Source organism: Miltoncostaea oceani, from assembly GCF_018141545.1.
Taxonomy (GTDB): domain Bacteria; phylum Actinomycetota; class Thermoleophilia; order Miltoncostaeales; family Miltoncostaeaceae; genus Miltoncostaea; species Miltoncostaea oceani.
The window spans coordinates 2069668-2087315 of the sequence record NZ_CP064356.1; the positions used below are offsets into that span (position 1 = coordinate 2069668).

Below are 17648 nucleotides of genomic sequence, written 5' to 3' on the forward strand. Positions count from 1 at the left end.
TGGTCTCCTCGCGGACGGGAACGGTCAGGCGATCAGGCGGGCGGGCTCGCCGATCGCGGCCTCGAAGCTCGCGACGGTGGGCGCGATGGGGTGGCGCACGACACGGGACGCGACGGCGTCGAGCGTCTTCAGGCCGTCGCCGGTGATGTAGACGACGACGCGCTCGTCGGGGTCGATCTCCCCGGCCGCGGCCAGCTTGGCGAGGACGGCGGTGGTCACCCCGCCGGCGGTCTCGGTGAAGATGCCGGTGGTCCGGGCGAGCAGCTCGATGCCCTGGAGGATCTCCTCCTCGGTGACCGACGAGATCGACCCGCCGGTCCGGCGGGCGACGTCGAGCGCGAAGACGCCGTCGGCGGGGTTGCCGATGGCGAGGCTCTTGGCGATCGTGTCGGGCCGGACGGGCGACACGAAGTCGAGGTCCTTCTCCCAGGCGGTCGCGACGGGGCCGCAGCCGGCGGACTGGGCGCCGTTCATGACGGGCAGGCGGCCGGTGTCCTCCACCAGGCCCGTCTCGATCAGGTCGCGGAACCCGCGGTTGACCTTGGTGTAGAGCGAGCCGGAGGCGATCGGGACGATGCACCGGTCGGGGAGCCGCCACCCGAGCTGCTCGGCGACCTCGTAGGCGAGCGTCTTCGAGCCCTCGCTGTAGTACGGGCGGACGTTCACGTTGACGAACGCCCAGGGGCGGTCGCTCGCGATCTCCATGCAGAGGCGGTTGACGTCGTCGTAGTTCCCGTCGACCGCGAGGAGGGTGGTGCCGTAGATCGCCGTCGCGACGATCTTCTGCTCCTCCAGGTCGGCCGGCACGAAGACGTAGCTCTCGAGGCCGTGGGCCGAGGCGTGGGCAGCGACGGAGTTCGCGAGGTTGCCGGTCGACGCGCACGCGACGACCTCGAACCCGAGCTGCTTCGCCTTCTCCAGCGCGACCGAGACGACGCGGTCCTTGAAGCTGTGCGTCGGGTTGGCGGTGTCGTTCTTGACCCACACGTCGCGCAGGCCGAGCGCGGCGGCGAGGCGGGGGGCGCGCACCAGCGGGGTCATCCCGCTGGGGAGGCCGGCGGTCGGGTCGTCCGGCGAGCACGGCAGGAAGTCGCGGTACCGCCACAACGACGGGGGCCCCGCGGCGATGCTCTCGCGGGTGACGCGCGCCGCGATCCGCTCCATGTCGTAGACCACCTCGAGCGGTCCGAAGCAGTACTCGCAGACGTAGGCGGCCGTCAGCTCGCCCGTGCGCTCGCACTCCTTACATCGGAGCGCCGTCGCCGCCGTCCCGTGATCCGTCACCGGTCCTCCCGATCTCCGAACGCCATGAAAAAGCCCCTCCGCCGGGAGGGCGAGGGGCGACGGGTGCTCAGACCGATCGGACTCTCGCATCTCCCAGGTTCACACCTGGTGGAATTGGCACCTGGCGCTCTTGCGCTGGTTGCCGCGGTTTCACAGGGCCAGTCCCTCCACCGCTCTCGATGCGGTCGGGATAATAGCGACGCCCCGCAACGGACGTCAATCCGGTGGACGCCAGTCGGCGAGGCGGCCCTCGGCCACCCGCCGCGACAGCTCGAGCTCCAGGGCGGGGACCTCGCGGAGCGCCTCGACGAGCCGCCGCTCCCTCCACTCGCGGAAGTGGTCGGGACCGACCCCGAGACCCTCCGCGATGCGGGCCATCAGGTCGTCGCCGGGGACGCCCCGGACGCCGCTCGCGTGCCCGTGGAGGTTGCCCACCGGCACGAGGGTCCGGCTCTCGAGGTCGCGGAAGCTCATGCCCCGGGCCTCGAGCGCGGCACGGAGGGCGGCGCCGAACGGCGCGGACGACCACGGCAGCGCGGGCGGGGCGCTCACGCGGCGAGCCTAGACCACCGGCGTGACGATGTGACGGGCGCGGGCCGAGGCGGCCGTTACGATGCCCGGAGCGCGATGACCGACACCCCTCCCCCCGCCGATCAGCCCGCCGAGCACCCCGTGCCGGCCGAGGCCCCGACGGCCGCGGAGGCGACGCCCCCCGTCGCACGGCGGCGGTGGATGCCGCGCCGCCGGGCGGACGCGCCGGCGGACGCCCCCGCCGAGGCGGCGCCGCCCGCCGCCACGCCCCCTCCCACCGCCCCGCCGTCCGGGGACGCATCCGACGACGCGCCGGTCGTCGACGCGACGGGCGACGTCCCCCTGCGCGGCGCCGCCCCCCGCCGCCTCCGCCGCGAGCGCCGGCGCCTGATCACCCGGCGCGAGGAGGCGGTCTACCACCTCGGCGGACTCGCCTTCGAGCTCTACCGCCGCGACATGCTCGGCGAGGACGTCATGCGGCGGCGCGCGGGCGAGGTCGCCGAGATCGACGACACCGTCCGCGACATCGACGTGCGCCTCGGCGAGCTCGACCGCGAGCGCCGCGACCGGCGGCGGGTCGCCGAGCCCGACCCCGCCGCCGGGTGCTGCCTCACGTGCCGCACGCCGTTCCGCGCCGAGGCCCGCTTCTGCTGGCAGTGCGGCACCCAGGTGGTCCCGCCGTCGATGGGCGACGAGCAGGTCACCGCCGTCATCAGCGTCCGGCCGCCCGCGTGAGCGACCGCCCCACCGGCTGGGAGGGGGCCGACCGCTGGTTCGCGGGCGGCGCGACCCCGCCGCCGGAGGGCCCGCCCCCCGAGGACGGGACGCCCCCCGCCCCCGAGCCGGTCTGCGACGTCTGCGGCGCCCGGCTCGAGGCCGACCAGACCTACTGCCTCGAGTGCGGCTCCCCCACCCCCCTCGCGCCGCGCCTGCGGCGCGGCGGTCGGAACCTGGCGGTGCTGGCGGGCGCGGTCGCGATCCTCGGCCTCGGCGCGGGCGCGCTGGCCTACGCGGTGGTGGACGACGACGACGGCGGCGGGACCACCGCGACGGTCTCCACCGCCGGCACGGGGCCGTTCGTGCCGCTGCCCCCCGAAACCGCGGCGACCACGGGGCCGCTGCCGCCCGACACGTCGTTCACGACGCCGACGGCGCCGGTCCTGACGGTGCCGACCGGGCCCTCGACCGGCTTCGACACGGTCACCGGACCCGGGACCGTCACCGCACCGCCCGCCGTCACGGACCCGCCGACCTCGATCCCCGACCCGGGCACCACCACCGTCGAGGCGCCCGAGCCCGTGGACCCCGACCCGGACACCGGGTCGGGCGACTGGCCCGCGGGCGCGACGGCATGGACGGCGATCCTGTCGTCGGTGCGCGACGAGGCGGACGCCCGGGCCGCGAAGACGCGGGTCTCCGGGGCCGGCGAGCCGGCGGGGGTCCTGTTCTCCTCGGACTTCGCCGACCTGCGTCCGGGGTACTGGGTGCTCTTCTCGGGCAGGTACTCGGATCGGGGCGACGCGATCGCCCAGGCGACGAGGATGCGCCCGGAGTTCCCGGGCGCCTACGCACGGAGGCTGAGCGGATGAGCGACGACCGGGTGGTCCTGATCACGGGCGCGTCGAGCGGCATCGGGGCCGCCACGGCCCGGCGCGCGGCGGCGGGCGGCGACCGCGTCGTGCTCGCGGCGCGCTCCACGGAGAAGCTGGCGGAGCTGGCGGCGGAGCTCGGGGGCCCCGAGCGCGCCCTGGCGGTCACGTGCGACGTGACCGAGTGGGAGGAGCAGCAGGCGCTGGTGGCCGCGGCCCTCGACGCCTTCGGCCGCATCGACGTGGCCTTCGCGAACGCCGGCTTCGGCGCGTCCCGCGGCTTCCAGGAGGAGACCCCCGGGCACTGGCGTGCGATGGTGCTGACCAACGTCTACGCCGCGGCCCTGACGGTGCGCGCGACGATGGACGAGCTGAAGGCGCGCCGCGGCCACCTGCTCCTGACGGGGTCGGTGGCGGGCCGCAAGGTCCCGCCGGGGTCGCTCTACGGCGCCACGAAGTGGGCGGTCACGGCGATGGCCGAGGCCGCGCGCCAGGAGCTCGACGGCACCGGTGTGCGCGTCACCCTGATCTCGCCGGGGACGGTGGAGACGCCCTTCTACGACGAGCCGGTCGGCGGGGAGCAGCTCACCGCCGACGACGTGGCGCGGTCGGTGATGTTCGCCATCGACCAGCCGCCCCACATCGACGTCAACGAGATCCTGATCCGCCCGACCGTCCAGGGGTTCTGAGGACCACCCCGAGGAGGCGCAGCTCGAGCCCCCCGGGGCCGGGGACGGCCTCGACGCGCAGCACGGCCGCCCGCGTGCGGGGGCGGAGCGGGACGCGCAGGGTGCGCCAGGCCGGCGACGCCCGGAGCGCGGTGGCGCGCGCACCGGCCCCGGCGCGGACGAGGCCCTCGCCCCGGACGTCGACGAGCAGCGCCCGCGCGCCGGCGGGCGGCCGCAGGACGGGGGCGCGCACGACGAGGGGCTCGCCGACGACGCGCAGGGTCCGCCGTCCCCGTGCACCGGCGACCTCGGGGGTGCCGCGGTCGACGCGCCACCGTGGCATCGGCGCCGTCACGGGACCGACCCGGTGCAGCTCCACCGACGTCCCGAGGGCGGGGACGGGGTCGATCACGATCCGCACCTGCGTCCCGGCGACCGCGGCGACGCCGACCGGTTGCGACGTGCGCCGCGGTCCGGGTTCGAGGGTCGCGAGCGGGATGTCGGCCCCGCCGGCAACGGGGCGGGCGGCGACGAGGACCAGCCCCTCCCCTCCCGCGGCCCGCAACGCCACGCGCAGCACCTGCGCGCCGGCGGGGACGGTCAGCGGCGGCGACACGAGGGTGACGTTGCCCGCGATGCGCACCCCGCGCCCGCCGGGCAGCGGCGCGGGGGCGTCGCGCCCCAGCACGTCCCAGCCGGCGGTCCCGGCGGCGAGGTCCCCGTTCGGCGGCCCCGGCGACAGCTCCCGCGGCGGGACGAGGAGCAGGCCCCCGGGCACGGCGGCGGGGGCGGCGACGGCGGGGGACGCGGCGAGCGTGAGGACCCCGAGGGCGATGGCGAGCGGGCGGACGGGGTCTCCCCGGTAGAGTCGCGGCGATGATAGAGGCGACCGTCGCGGCCGTGGAAGGCGCCCTGGTGGGCGTCGACGTCGGGGGCACCTTCACCGACGCGGTCGTCGTGTCGGGGGGCCGCCTCGTGACCGCGAAGGTCCCGACGACGCCCGACGACCAGAGCGAGGGCGTCATCGCCGCCGTCCACGCCGTCCTCGGGCGTGCAGGCCTCACCGCGGCGGACGTCGGGCGGTTCTGCCACGGCATGACCGTCGGCACGAACGCGCTCCTCGAGGGGGCGGGCGCCCGGACGTCGCTGGTGGCGACGGAGGGCTTCGGCGACGTGCTGGAGCTGCGGCGCCAGACCCGCGCCCACCTCTACCGCCTCGACGCCCACCACCCCCCGCCGCTCGTGCCGCACGCCCGCACCCACGAGGTGCGGGAGCGCTGCGGCCCCGACGGCGTCGTCACGCCGCTCGACCCGGACGTGCTGGCCGACGTCGTCGCCGCCGTCCGCGCCGACGGCTCGGAGGCCGTCGCGGTGGGGCTGCTCTTCGCCTTCGCCCACCCCGCCCACGAGGCCGCCGTGTCGGCGGCCCTGCGCGCCGCCCTGCCGGGTGTCCACGTCAGCGCGTCGAGCGAGGTGCTGCCGGAGTTCCGCGAGTACGAGCGCATCTCGACGACCGTCGTCGACGCCTACCTGACGCCGGTGCTGCGGACCTACCTCGACCGCCTCGGGCGGCGGGCCGCGGACGCCGGCCTGCCGGCCCCCGCGATCATGCAGTCGAGCGGCGGCGTGCTGCCGATCGCCGCGTCCGCCGAGCACGCGGCGTGGACGGTGCTGAGCGGGCCCGCCGGCGGGGTGATCGGCGCGGCGCGGCTCGCGGCCCGCGACGACCGCCTCCTCGCCCTCACGTTCGACATGGGCGGGACCTCCTGCGACGTCGCCCTCGTCCGCGACGGGGAACCGGCGCGGGCGAGCGGGACCGTCATCGCGGGACACCCCATCCACCTGCCGATGCTCGACGTCGCGACGGTGTCGGCGGGCGGCGGCAGCGTGGCGTGGGCCGACTCGGGCGGCGCGCTGCGGGTCGGCCCCCAGTCCGCCGGGGCGCGCCCCGGGCCGGCCGCCTACGCGCTGGGAGGCACCCGCCCCACCGTCACCGACGCCGACGTCGTCCTCGGGCGCCTGCCCGCCGACGCGCCGCTCGGCGGGCGCATCCACCTCGACGTGGACGCGGCGCGCACCGCCGTCGGCGGGCTGGCGGACGAGCTCGGCCTCGGCCTGGAGGAGTGCGCGGAGGGCATCCTCACCGTCGCCGTGCAGGAGATGGTGCGGGCGCTGCGGCGTGTGAGCGTCGAGCGCGGCGAGGACCCCCGCGAGGCGACGTTGATCGCGTTCGGCGGGGCCGGGCCCCTGCACGCCTGTCCCGTCGCCGACGAGCTCGGCGTGCGGCGGGTCATCGCCCCGCCCGCCGCCGGGGTGCTGGCGGCCCTCGGCCTGGTGATGGCGGGCGAGCGCCGCGACTACGTCCAGACGGTCCTCGCCCCGGTCGACGGCGGCGCGGGCCTGGCCGGGCTGCTCGAGCCCCTCGCCGCCCACGCCCGCGCCGACCTGCCGGGCGCCCCCCACACGGCGGCGGCCGACTGCCGGTACGCCGGGCAGAGCCACTCCCTGACGGTGCCGTTCGACCCCGCCGCCCCCGAGGCCGCCCTGGCGGACGCCTTCCACGCCGCCCACCGGGAGCGGTACGGCGACGCCGACGCCGGCCGGGCCGTGGAGGCCGTCAGCCTGCGCCTCGCCGCCGAGTGGCCGGGGGCCGACCCCGAGCTGCCCGTGGCCGCGCAGGGCCCTCCGGTGGCGGGACCGGCGGTGCTGCCGATGGAGGGCGCGACATGCTGGGTCGCGCCCGGCTGGACGGCCCGCCGCGACGGCATCGGCGCGATCGTGATGGAGCGGGACGCGTGACCCTCGACCCCGTGACCCTCCAGGTGATGGCCAACGCCCTGCGGACCGTGGCGGAGGAGATGGAGGCCGCCCTGGTGCGGAGCGCCTTCAGCCCCAACATCAAGGAGCGCCGCGACTGCAGCACCGCGATCTTCGACGGCGCCGGCCGCATGGTGGTGCAGTCGGCGTCGATCCCCGTGCACCTCGGGGCGATGCCGGAGGCCGTCGCCGCGGTCCGCGCCCGCGGCGCCGTGGCCGGCGAGGTGTGGGTCGTGAACGACCCGTACCGGGGCGGCACGCACCTGCCCGACCTCACCATGATCGCGCCGGTCGCGCTGGACGGCGTCGTGACCGCGTACTCGGTGACGCGCGCCCACCACGCCGACATCGGCGGCATGGCCCCCGGCAGCATGCCCGCCGGTTCGCGGGAGCTGCTGCAGGAGGGCCTCGTCATCCCGCCGGTACGGCTCGTGTCCGGCGGGGAGCCGGTGCGGGACGTCCTCGACCTGCTGCTGGCCAACACCCGCACCCCGGTGGAGCGCGAGGGCGACGTGCGGGCCCAGCTCGCCGCCCACCGGCTGGCGGAGAGGCGCCTCGGGGAGGTCGCGGAGCGGCACGGCGCGGAGCGCGTGCGCACGGCGTTCGACGACCTGCTCGACTACGCGGAGCGGCGGACGCGCGCCGCCATCGCGGCGATGCCGGACGGACGCCACACCGCAGAGGAGGCGCTGGAGGGCGACGGCGTGGAGCCGGGGGACCTCTGGATCCGCGTGGCCGTGACGATCGCGGGCGACGACCTGACGGTCGACTTCACCGGCACCGACCCGACGGGGCCCGGCAACTGCAACTGCCCCCCGGCCGTCACGCGCTCCGCCGTCTACTTCGTGGTGCGGTGCCTCACCGACCCGGACATCCCGGCGTCGGCGGGGACGTTCGCGCCGGTCCACGTGATCGCGCCGGAGGGCACCCTCGTCAACGCCACCGCCCCCGCCGCGGTGGCGGGCGGCAACGTCGAGACCTCCAGCCGCATCGTCGACGCGGTGTTCGCCGCGATGGGCGGGGCGGTGCCGGTCCCCGCGCAGGGCCAGGGGACGATGAACAACCTCACGATCGGCGGGCCGGGGTTCACCTACTACGAGACGCTCGGCGGCGGGCAGGGCGCCTCCCCCGGCGCCGACGGCCCGTCGGGGGTCCACGTGGCGATGAGCAACACCCTCAACACCCCCGTCGAGGCGCTCGAGACGGCCTATCCCCTGCGGGTCGAGGCGTACCGCCTGCGGCGCGGGTCGGGCGGCGCGGGCGCGCACCGCGGCGGCGACGGGGTGGAGCGGCGGGTGCGGGCGCTGGTGGACGTCGACGCGTCGGTCATCGCGGAGCGGCGCCGGCGCGCCCCCGCGGGCCGCGACGGCGGCGGCGACGGGGCACGTGGCCGCACGACCCTCGACGGCGAGGAGCTGCCGTCGAAGTGGCGTGGCACGGTGCGCGCCGGCCAGGTGCTCGGCATCGAGACGCCGGGCGGCGGAGGGCACGGGACGCCGGGGGCCTGAGGGCCCGCCCCGCGCCGGGGGTCAGGGCGCGGGCGCCGCTCCGTCGTTCGCGAGGTCGAGCCCGACGAGCACGACGACGTCGGCGTCGCCGATGTCCTCGGACGAGAGGCCGTCGATCGGCGGGGTGCGCGTGATGCCGAGGTCCTCGGCGACGTTCCACGCCACCTTCTTCTTGCCCCGCGTGAACATGACGACGGACTCCTCGCGGGTGCTCGGCGCGTTCGCGATCGTCCCCGTCGTCCAGCCCTCGTTCTGCAGGCGGGGGGCGATCACGTCGCCGGCCGCGCCCTGGATGCCGCTCGCGTTGAAGACGGCGACGGTGTAGATCGACTGGTCGGGGATCGGCGGGACCTCGTCGGGGACGATGGTCGTGTCGACCGGCTCCGGCGGGTTCGCCGCGGTCTGCGCCGTGGTCGTCGCAGCGGGGGTGTCCGCCGTCGTGGCGGTGCCGCCGTCGTCGCGGACGAAGAGGTACCAGATGCCGCCGATGCCGGCGACGAGCGCGAGCGCGACGAGGGCGATGACGCCGAGGGTCCGCATCTGCCGCTCCCGGGAGGGACCGGCCGTCCCCTCCGACACGGCGGCGCGGGCCTGGAGCTCGGCGATGCGCTGCAGCGGCGCCTCGACGGCGGCGTCACCGGTGCGCGAGAGCCGGTCCTCGAGGCGCCGGATGTGGCGGCCCTGGCGGATCGCCACGACGATGAGCGCGACGACGCCGAAGACCGACAGGATGGACGCCGAGGGCGCGACGAGATCGAGCCATTCCACGGCGCGGGACGGTAGCAGGTGGCCGGGCCGGACCCCGGCCCGGCGGGCCCCCCGGGAGGGGTCCTAGGAGCCCGGCGTGACCCGGTAGGCGTCGAAGACGGACTCCACCTGGCGCAGCCCGCTGATGCACGACTTGAGGGTCTCGATGTCGCCGACGTCCACGGTGAAGCGGTCGTGGACCATCTGGTCCTCCATCGAGCAGTTCGCCGACACGATGTTCACCCCGGCCTCGGCGAACGCCCGGGAGAGGTCCTCGAGGAGTCGGGAACGGTCCCAGGCGTCGATGGCGATCTCGACGCGAAAGCTCTTCTGGTTCGCGCCGCCCCAGCTGACCGGGGTGAACCGCTCGGGGCTCTTCAGCAGGGCCTTGGCGTTGGGGCAGTCCTCGCGGTGGATGGTGATGCCGCGGCCGAGGGAGATGTAGCCGAGGATCGGGTCGCCCGGCACCGGCTTGCAGCACTTCGCGAGGCGCACGAGGACGTCGGCGAGGCCGTCGATCTCGATGCCGAGGTCGCTCGACTGGGCCGACGTGTGCGGCCGCCGCCCGCGGGGGGCGACGGGCGTGGCGTCGTCGGCGACCCCCTGCCCCGCCTTCAGGCGCTGGAGGATCTTGTTGACGACGACCTGGACCGACGTCTTGCCGAGGCCGAGGGAGATGTAGAACTCGTCGGCCTTCCGGAAGCCCATCTCCTGCATCACCTCGACGAGCAGGGGCGACCCCGCCAGGCGCTGGCTCGGCAGGCCCGACTTGCGGAGCTGGTCCTGCAGGGCCTCGCGGCCCCGGTGCTCGGCGTCCTCGCGGCGCTCGCGCCGGAAGAACTGGCTGATCTTGGAGCGGGCCTTCGTGGTGGTCACGAGCTGCAACCAGTCGCGGGACGGGCCGCGCGGCGCCTTCGACGTGAGGATCTCGACGAAGTCGCCGGACTGCAGCGTGTAGGTGAGCGGCACGATGCGCCCGTTGATCTTCGCGCCGACGCAGCGGTGGCCGACGTCGGTGTGGACGTCGTAGGCGAAGTCGAGCGGGGTGGCGCCGACGGGCAGGTCGCGGACCTCGCCCTTCGGCGTGAAGACGTAGACCTCGTCGGAGTAGAGGTCGGAGCGCAGGGCCTCCATGAACTCGCCGGGGTCCTGCGTCTCGCGCTGCCAGTCCATCATCCGCGAGACCCACGCCGGCTGGTCGCCCTTGCCCGCCTTGTAGAGCCAGTGCGCGGCGACGCCGTACTCGGCGGTGGCGTGCATCGCGTACGTGCGGATCTGGATCTCGAGGGGCTTGCCGCCGGGCCCGATCACCGTGGTGTGCAGGCTCTGGTACATGTTGAGCTTGGGCATCGCGATGTAGTCCTTGAAGCGCCCGGGCAGGGGCTTCCAGAGCGAGTGGATGATGCCCACCGCCCCGTAGCAGTCCTTCACCGAGTCGACCAGCACCCGCATCGCGGTGAGGTCGTAGATCTCGTTGAACTCCTTGCCCTTGCGGGTCATCTTCTCGTAGATCGAGTAGAAGTGCTTCGCCCGCCCGGTGATCTCGACCCCGTCGATGCCGACGACGCCGAGCTCGGCGTCGAGGATGCGGCCGGCCTCGGCGATGAACGCCTCGCGGTCGGGCCGGCGCTGGTTGACCATCTGCTGGATCTCGCTGTACCGCCGGGGGTGCAGCGTCGCGAACGCGAGGTCCTCCAGCTCCCACTTGAGGGACTGGATGCCGAGGCGGTGGGCCAGCGGGGCGTAGACCTCGAGGGTCTCCTTCGCCTTCTGGATCTGCTTCGGCTTGGTCATGTACGCCAGCGTCCGCATGTTGTGGAGGCGGTCGGCGAGCTTCACGACCAGCACGCGGATGTCGCTCGACATCGAGACGATCAGCTTGCGGTAGTTCTCGGCCTGGTGCTCCTCCTGGCTCTCGAAGTGGATCTTCGAGAGCTTGGTGACGCCGTCGACGAGCAGGGCGATGTCGGCGCCGAAGGTCCGCTCGATCTCCTCGAGGGTGGCGGTGGTGTCCTCGACGGTGTCGTGGAGCAGGGCGGCGACGATCGACGTGCCGTCGAGGCCGAGGCCCGCGCAGATGCGCGCGCACCCGAGGGGATGCGTGATGAACGGCTCGCCCGAGTTGCGGACCTGGGTCCGGTGGTGCTGCTCGGCGTACGCGTAGGCGCGGCGGATGAGGTCGCGGTCGACGTCGGGGTGGTGCTCGGCGACCTCCGAGATCACCTGCTCGAGCTCCGGGACCTCCGGAGCGAGGGCAAGATCGAGGTCTGCGAGGTCCTTCGCCATAAAAGAACGATACCGCCCCCGTCCACGGACGCCCTCGGCCCCGCGGCCGGACCGTCCCCCTCGGCCCTCCTGCCCCCGCGGGGCCCGCCCGCTCAGGCGACGGCCGCGCCCTCCCGCTCCGCCACCGGGGCGTGGGTCAGGTCGAGGGTCGGGGCGAGGGCGAGGTAGGCGCGGGCCTCGTCGAGCCGGGCGCGGGCCGCCCGGTAGCGCGGCGAGTCGTCCAGGTCGCGGCGCTCCGGGGCCACGGCGGCGCGGACGCCCTCCTCCCCCACCTCGACCAGCCCGATCTCCCGCAGCACCGCCAGGGCGCGCGCCGCGACCCGCGGCGGGCGCATCGCGGGGAGGTCACCGAGGAGCACCCGCTCCAGGTCGGGGCCCCAGGGCCGCAGGGCGCCGTCGCGCAGGCCGGTCCAGAGGTCCGTCACCGCGGGGCGGAGCTCCCATTCCTCCTCGGCGACGCGCAGGGCGAGCTCGCTCTCCGGCTCCCCCCACACGAGGTGCAGCCACCGGCCCGCCGCGCGGTGGAGTGCCCATGCGGCCTCCGCGGGGCCCGCCGGGGGGTCGACGAGGACGACGTGGGCGCCCTCCGGCAGGTCGACCTCGGCGAGGCGGGCGTAGTCGATCATCGCGAGGGCGGGGACGCCGCGCGCCTGGGCGAGGCGCATCGCCATCGCGCCCGGGTCGCAGCGTGCACCCGCGAGGACGGCCACCTCGACGCCGAGGCGCCCCGGCTCCAGGGCGGTCTCGAGCGCGCCGCGCCGGCGCGCGACGTCGGACACGACGGCGACGACGCCCCGGTCGGCGCCGGCGAGGGCGGCGAGCACCGCGAGGGACGCGCCCTCGCCGCGGCGGTCGCGGACACCCGCGGGGGGCGGGGCGTCGCCCGGCGGGTGCGGCGTCACGGGGTCGTCGTCGACCATCGCCCGCAGATCGGCGAGCGGCAGGCGCTGGGGGCAGGCCACGTCGCACGCCTGGGCGCACTGGGCGGGCAGGACGCCCGCGGGCGCGGCCAGCGGCTCCAGGGCCTCGAGCGTGACCCGCGGGCCGACGAGCCCCTGCCAGCGCTCGATCTCGAGCGAGACGACGGCGTCGTGGCGCTCCTCGACGTCGATCGAGGGCAGCCGCTCGCCCATGCGGAAGCCGATCGCCCGGGCGTGGACCCCGCCCGAGCGCAGACGCACCTGCAGGTGCTTGCCCTGGCCGACCCGCGACGGCGACTCGACGAGCGCCCCCGGCACCACGAGGCGGATCGCGGGGTTGCCGCGGCCGAACGGCGCGAGCGTGTCGAGGGCCTCCGCGGTCCCGAGCGTCAGGTCCCGCCCGCCGACGACGGCGTCGACGGCCCGCACCCGCGCCCGGGCGATCGCGGCGCGGGACCCCTCGGCGGAGGCGATCAGCTCGTCGCGGAACCGCGCGACGGCCGCGGCGGGCAGCTCCAGCCCGACGGCCCCCGGGTGGCCGCCCCAGCGCGTCAGGGTCCCCGCGGCGGCGCCGACGAGGGCGTGGAGGTCGACGCCCGGCATGCTGCGGCCCGACCCCTTCGCGGTCTCGCCCTGGCGCGACAGCACGATGGCGGGGCGCTCGAAGCGCTCCACGAGGCGCGACGCGACGATGCCGACGACGCCCTCGTGCCAGCCGTCGCCCACCGCCAGCACCACGCCCGCGCGGCGGATGGCGTCGGGCTCCGCCTCGACCATGGCGATCGCCTGCTCCACGATCTCGCGCTCCACCTCGCGCCGCTCCGCGTTCAGCGCCCACAGCTCGTCGCCGATCGGCCCGGCCGTCCCGGCGTCGGTCGCCAGCAGCAGCTCGAGGGCGCGGTCGGGGTGCGCCAGGCGGCCCGCGGCGTTGATGCACGGCGCCAGCGTGAAGCCGAGCCCGCGTGCGCTCACCACGCGCGGCTCCAGGGACGCCGCGGCGCACAACGCCGCGATGCCGGGCCGGGGGTGGTCCCGCATGGCCCGCAGGCCCTGCGCGACGCGTCGCCGGTTGTCGCCGACGAGCGGCACCGCGTCGGCGACGGTGGCGAGCGCGACGAGGTCGATGCCCTCGTCGGGGTCGGGTGCCAGGCCGTCGCCGTCGAGGCGGACGGCGAGCGCGCGCACGAGCATGTGGACCACGCCCGCGGCGGCCGGCAGGTCGTCGGGCGGACGGCCGAGGGCGGGGTTCGCGAGGATGCCGGGCGGACGCCGCCCACCCGCCAGGTGGTGGTCGATCACGACGGGGTCCATGCCCAGGTCGACCGCGCGCGTCAGGGCCTCCAGCGCCGACGTGCCGCAGTCGACGCACACCAGCACCCGGGTGCCGCGGGCCGCGAGCGCCTCGACCGTCGACGCCGCGACGCCGTAGCCCTCCACGAAGCGGCTCGGCAGGAACGCGATCACGTCGGCGCCCCGGCCGCGCAGGGCGCGGACGAGGATGGCGGTGGAGCAGACGCCGTCGCAGTCGTAGTCGCCGTGGACGGCGATCCGCTCGCCGCCGCGCACCGCCCGCGCGAGGCGGTCGGCGGCCTCGGCGATGCCGGCGAGGTCCTCCGCCGGGGCGAGCGGGCCGTCGGAGCGCATGAACTCGCGGGCGGCCTCCGGATCGCCGAGGCCGCGGCGCACGAGCGCCCAGGCCACGGGCTCCGGCACCCCGAGGGCGTCCTGCACCGCGACGACGTCGGCGTACGCGACGCGTGAGGTGCGCCAGCTCACCAGCGGCCCGAGCGGAAGATCCCCACGCACAGCCACGCCACCATGGCGAAGCCCATCAGCGCCCCCGGCACGGCGATCAGCGCGAGGCCCGCCAGGTCGGTCGACCGCGCGAACACGGCGATGATCGCCGACGACAGGATCAGCGCCGCGGCGACCATCGCCAGCACCAGCCGGTTCGCGCTCGCCTGGACCTTGTCGACGGCCTCGGCGAAGCCCTCGGGCCGCACCGTGATCTCGATCTCGCCGTCCTTGAACTCGTCCAGCAGCTCCGAGACCTGGAACGGGTACTCGAGGAACGCCTCGGCGTAGCGGCCGACGTCGGTCGCGGCGCGGTCGACCATGTGGTCGGGCCGGAAGCGCGACGCCGCCATCCGCACCGCGTAGGGGCGCGCGACCTCGAAGACGTTGAAGTCGGGGTAGATCTCGAGCGCCACGCCCGCGAGCGTCGCGAGGGTCTTGTCGAGCATCACCCACCGCGCGGGCAGCGTGATGTCGAGCCGGTAGATCGTCTGGAAGATCTCGCGGAGCACCTCCCGCGCGTCGATCTCCCCGATGGCGCTCGCCGAGTACCGCTGCAGGATCACCCCGAGGCGGTCGGCGAGCTCCTCCTCCATCGCCCGGGGGTAGCGGATCCCGAGCGCACGGAGCCGGCGCGGCAGGCGCTCGGCGTTCTGGTCGAGGATGTCCATCAGCAGCCGCACCGCCGCCTGGCGGTCACGGGGCGTGAGCTGCTCCGTCATGCCGAAGTCGACGAGGCTGAGCCGGTCGGGGTCGCGCACCAGCACGTTCGCCGGGTGTGGGTCGGCGTGGAAGAACCCGTGGACGAACAGCATCCGCATCCACGTCTCGGTGAGCCGGTTCGCGAGCCGGCGCCGGTCGTCGGGCGACCAGGTGCTCAGGTCGACGTGGCTGAGCACGGTGCCCTCGACGCGCTCCATCGTGAGCACCCGGGAGGTGGTGTACCGCCAGTAGATCTTCGGCACCGCGACGGTGTCGTCGCCGGCGAAGTCGCGGCGGAAGACCTCGGCGTTGCGCGCCTCGACGCCGTAGTCGAGCTCCCGGCGGACCGTGCGCGCGAACTCGTCGACCGTCCCGACCAGGTCGATGAACTGGAGCTTGCGGATGCGCTCGCGGGCGACGCGGGCGGCCTGGTAGAGCAGCTGGATGTCGGCGGCGATCTGCCGCTCGGCGTCGGGCCGCTGGACCTTCACGACGACCTCCTGCCCGCCCGGCAGGGTCGCCCGGTGCACCTGGCCGATCGACGCCGCGGCGATCGGCTCCTCGTCGAACTCGACGAAGACCTGCTCGATCGTCAGGCCGAGCTCGGCCTCGACGACGCCGCGGATGCGGGCGAACGGCTCGGGACGGGCGTCGTCCTGGAGGCTGCGGAGCTCCTGGAGGATGTCGGGCGGCACGATGTCCGGCCGCGTCGAGAGCAGCTGCCCGAACTTGACGAACGTCGGGCCGAGCTCGTCGAGCATGTCCCGGACCCGCCGGCCGCGGTTGCGGCCCGCGACGGCCCCCTCGAGGGCCTCGTCGGACTCCTTGCGCCCGAACGCGTAGCCGAAGCCATGGCGGGCCGCCACCTGGGCGATCTCGCCGAGACGCGCCAGGTTCTGCCGCCGTTCGCCACGCGCCATATGGGCCAACGTAGCAGCACGCGCGGACGGGGCGGTCCGCCGCCGGAGCCCGCCGCGGGGGCGGGCTCCGGCCGGGGGGTCAGCGGACCCGGAAGGTGCCGCTCGCCGCGAAGGGCCCGGCGGCGGACGCCGCGACCCGCACGGTGAAGCCCTCGGGCGTCGGGGCGAACCCGGGGTCCATCACGACCTCGAGGTCGCCGGGGGCGCAGTTGATGGCCCCGTCGAGCGCCAGCTCGATGGTGCCGCGGCCGGCGCCGGGCTCCGGTCCGACGCTCCAGGCCACGGGGGCCTCGTCGAGCGCGGCGCGGAACGAGACGCCGCTCAGCGCCTGCTGGCCGGGCTGCAGCGCCAGGCCGCCGAGGGCGAACCGGCCCGTGCGGGACGGGTCGTCGGCCGGGGCCTCCGGCGCGTGCTCCGCGGCCTCGGGCTCGTCGTCCCACCACGCGGTGGGGGCGGCGACCGGGACGGCCTCGACGACGGCGACCGGCTCCACGTAGGCCACCGGCTCCTCGTAGGCGACCGGCTCCTCGTAGGCCACCGGCTCCTCGTAGGCCACCGGCTCCACGTAGGGCGCGGGCTCCTCGAAGGCCACCGGCTCGTCGTAGGCCACCGGCTCGTCGTAGGCCACCGGCTCCTGGTACGGGGCGGGCTCCTCGTAGGCCACCGGCTCCTCGTAGGCCACCGGCTCCTCGTCGGCGACCGGCTCCTCGTAGGCCACCGGCTCGTCGTAGGCCACCGGCTCCTGGTACGGGGCGGGCTCCTCGTAGGCCACCGGCTCCTGGTACGGGGCGGGCTCCTCGTAGGCCACCGGCTCCTGGTACGGGGCGGGCTCCTCGTAGGCCACCGGCTCCTCGTACGGGGCGGGCTCCTCGTCGGCCACCGGCTCCTCGTACGGGGCGGGCTCCTCGTCGGCCACCGGCTCGTCGTGGGGAGCGGGCTCCTCGGCCGCGGGGGCGTCGTACCCCGCCGCCTCCGCGCCGAAGCTGATCTCGGGGATGACCTCGTCCACCGCGGGGTCGCCGAAGGTCACGTCGGCCTCGGCGAGCGAGGGGATCTCACCCGTCGCGCCGGCCTCGTCCGCGACCTCGTGCGCCGGGGACCACACCGGGGCGTCGGCGACGGGGGCCGCCGCGGGCGGCTCCCACGTCGGCATCGCGTCGGGCGACGCCGGGGGGGTCCACTGCGGGATCTCACCGGAGTCCGTGGGCTCCTCGGCCTTCCACTCCAGGCCCGGCGAGGGCGCGGTCGTGGCGGCCTCCTCCGACCAGGCGCCGACGGGCGTCGCCTGGGCGGGCGGGCTCCACGCCATGTCGACCTCGCCCGGCATCGGCCACCCGGGGGCGGTCACGAGCTCGTCGTCGGGCCAGGCGGGCGCGTCCTCGTCGTCGACATCGCCGGCCGGCGCGTCGTCGGCGTACGCGGTGGGGGCCATGATCGGGTGGTCCTCGGGACCGGCCGCGGGCGGCCACTCGGCGGGCGCCTCCTCCTCGGCGGGCGGCCACGCGGCCGGCGCCTCGTCGGCGGGCGGCCACTCGGCGGGCGCGGGCTCGTCGGCGGCGGCGTCGTCGCCGTCCGGGGCGGTCGCCAGGGGGCCGAGGGGCCAGTTGTCGTCGTCGGGGACGGCGGCGGCGCCACCGGCCGCGGCGGCCAGCGGCATCGGCTCGGGCGGCGCCGGCGGCGCGCCCTTGCGGCCGCGGCGACGGCCGCGCTTCTCCCGCTTCTCGCCCTTCGCCTTCGGCGCGCCCTTCGCGCCGCCGGCCTTCTTGTCGCGCTGCATCTTGACCAGCAAGAGCAGGAGCAGAACGACTCCACCGATGATGGCGAGGTTGTTCATGGTCACGTCCCGCGTCCTCCTCGATGTGCGGCGGCATGCCGCGTCCGG

13 protein-coding genes and 1 riboswitch are annotated in these 17648 nt (G+C 75.9%); of the genes, 5 read left to right on the forward strand and 8 right to left on the reverse strand.

What is annotated here, in order from left to right; translation table 11 throughout:
• Nucleotides 1–24: 24 nt before the first annotated feature.
• Both thrC and IU369_RS10565 read right to left on the reverse strand, forming a co-directional pair.
• Nucleotides 25–1284 (reverse strand): threonine synthase, encoded by a 1260-nt coding sequence (gene thrC, locus IU369_RS10560; RefSeq protein ID WP_217920942.1) that lies wholly within the window; start codon nt 1282–1284, stop codon nt 25–27.
• Between the two features lie 83 nt (nt 1285–1367).
• Nucleotides 1368–1470, reverse strand: a riboswitch (SAM riboswitch).
• Nucleotides 1471–1500: 30 nt separating this feature from the next.
• Nucleotides 1501–1836, reverse strand: a complete 336-nt coding sequence (locus IU369_RS10565) for a hypothetical protein (RefSeq protein ID WP_217920943.1) — start codon at nt 1834–1836, stop codon at nt 1501–1503.
• Between the two features lie 75 nt (nt 1837–1911).
• Here IU369_RS10565 and IU369_RS10570 point away from each other — a divergent pair, with 75 nt between their 5' ends.
• The 3 genes from IU369_RS10570 to IU369_RS10580 are packed head-to-tail and all read left to right on the forward strand — an operon-like array spanning nt 1912 to nt 4093.
• Nucleotides 1912–2550, forward strand: coding sequence for a hypothetical protein (locus tag IU369_RS10570; protein ID WP_217920944.1), 639 nt, complete (start codon nt 1912–1914; stop codon nt 2548–2550).
• The gene (locus IU369_RS10575; protein WP_217920945.1) at nt 2547–3404 is read left to right on the forward strand and encodes an SPOR domain-containing protein; all 858 of its coding nucleotides are present in this window, start codon (nt 2547–2549) and stop codon (nt 3402–3404) included. The genes IU369_RS10570 and IU369_RS10575 overlap by 4 nt, the downstream gene beginning before the upstream one ends.
• Nucleotides 3401–4093, forward strand: coding sequence for an SDR family oxidoreductase (locus IU369_RS10580; RefSeq protein WP_217920946.1), 693 nt, complete (start codon nt 3401–3403; stop codon nt 4091–4093). The genes IU369_RS10575 and IU369_RS10580 overlap by 4 nt, the downstream gene beginning before the upstream one ends.
• Here the strand turns inward: IU369_RS10580 and IU369_RS10585 are convergent.
• On the reverse strand, nt 4053–4850 hold the full coding sequence (locus IU369_RS10585; RefSeq protein ID WP_217920947.1) for a hypothetical protein: 798 nt from the start codon (nt 4848–4850) through the stop codon (nt 4053–4055). The two genes, IU369_RS10580 and IU369_RS10585, sit on opposite strands and share 41 nt — an antisense overlap.
• A 98-nt stretch (nt 4851–4948) precedes the next feature.
• Here IU369_RS10585 and IU369_RS10590 point away from each other — a divergent pair, with 98 nt between their 5' ends.
• Complete coding sequence (locus IU369_RS10590) at nt 4949–6871, forward strand: hydantoinase/oxoprolinase family protein (RefSeq protein WP_217920948.1); 1923 nt, start codon at nt 4949–4951, stop codon at nt 6869–6871.
• Nucleotides 6868–8397, forward strand: a complete 1530-nt coding sequence (locus IU369_RS10595; RefSeq protein WP_217920949.1) for a hydantoinase B/oxoprolinase family protein — start codon at nt 6868–6870, stop codon at nt 8395–8397. Before IU369_RS10590 ends, IU369_RS10595 begins: the two co-directional genes overlap by 4 nt.
• Nucleotides 8398–8418: 21 nt before the next feature.
• On the opposite strand, the gene IU369_RS10600 is transcribed toward IU369_RS10595, so the two are convergent.
• The 5 genes from IU369_RS10600 to IU369_RS10620 all read right to left on the reverse strand — a co-directional run bounded on the left by IU369_RS10600 (nt 8419) and on the right by IU369_RS10620 (nt 17606).
• Nucleotides 8419–9165 (reverse strand): LytR C-terminal domain-containing protein, encoded by a 747-nt coding sequence (locus IU369_RS10600; RefSeq protein WP_217920950.1) that lies wholly within the window; start codon nt 9163–9165, stop codon nt 8419–8421.
• Between the two features lie 63 nt (nt 9166–9228).
• On the reverse strand, nt 9229–11430 hold the full coding sequence (locus IU369_RS10605) for a RelA/SpoT family protein (RefSeq protein ID WP_217920951.1): 2202 nt from the start codon (nt 11428–11430) through the stop codon (nt 9229–9231).
• 92 nt (nt 11431–11522) lie between these two features.
• Nucleotides 11523–14126, reverse strand: coding sequence for a single-stranded-DNA-specific exonuclease RecJ (gene recJ, locus IU369_RS10610; protein ID WP_217920952.1), 2604 nt, complete (start codon nt 14124–14126; stop codon nt 11523–11525).
• Nucleotides 14123–15766, reverse strand: coding sequence for an ABC1 kinase family protein (locus tag IU369_RS10615; RefSeq protein WP_217920953.1), 1644 nt, complete (start codon nt 15764–15766; stop codon nt 14123–14125). Before IU369_RS10615 ends, recJ begins: the two co-directional genes overlap by 4 nt.
• 79 nt (nt 15767–15845) lie before the next feature.
• Nucleotides 15846–17606: a hypothetical protein gene (locus IU369_RS10620; protein ID WP_217920954.1), complete on the reverse strand. Its 1761-nt coding sequence runs from the start codon at nt 17604–17606 to the stop codon at nt 15846–15848.
• Nucleotides 17607–17648: the final 42 nt, after the last annotated feature.

Coding starts and splice junctions, on each gene's coding strand:
- IU369_RS10590 (WP_217920948.1), top strand. CDS start 4,949: ATGATAGAGGCGACCGTCGCGGCCGTGGAAGGCGCCCTGGTGGGCGTC.
- IU369_RS10605 (WP_217920951.1), bottom strand. CDS start 11,430: ATGGCGAAGGACCTCGCAGACCTCGATCTTGCCCTCGCTCCGGAGGTC.
- IU369_RS10615 (WP_217920953.1), bottom strand. CDS start 15,766: ATGGCGCGTGGCGAACGGCGGCAGAACCTGGCGCGTCTCGGCGAGATC.
- IU369_RS10580 (WP_217920946.1), top strand. CDS start 3,401: ATGAGCGACGACCGGGTGGTCCTGATCACGGGCGCGTCGAGCGGCATC.
- IU369_RS10570 (WP_217920944.1), top strand. CDS start 1,912: ATGACCGACACCCCTCCCCCCGCCGATCAGCCCGCCGAGCACCCCGTG.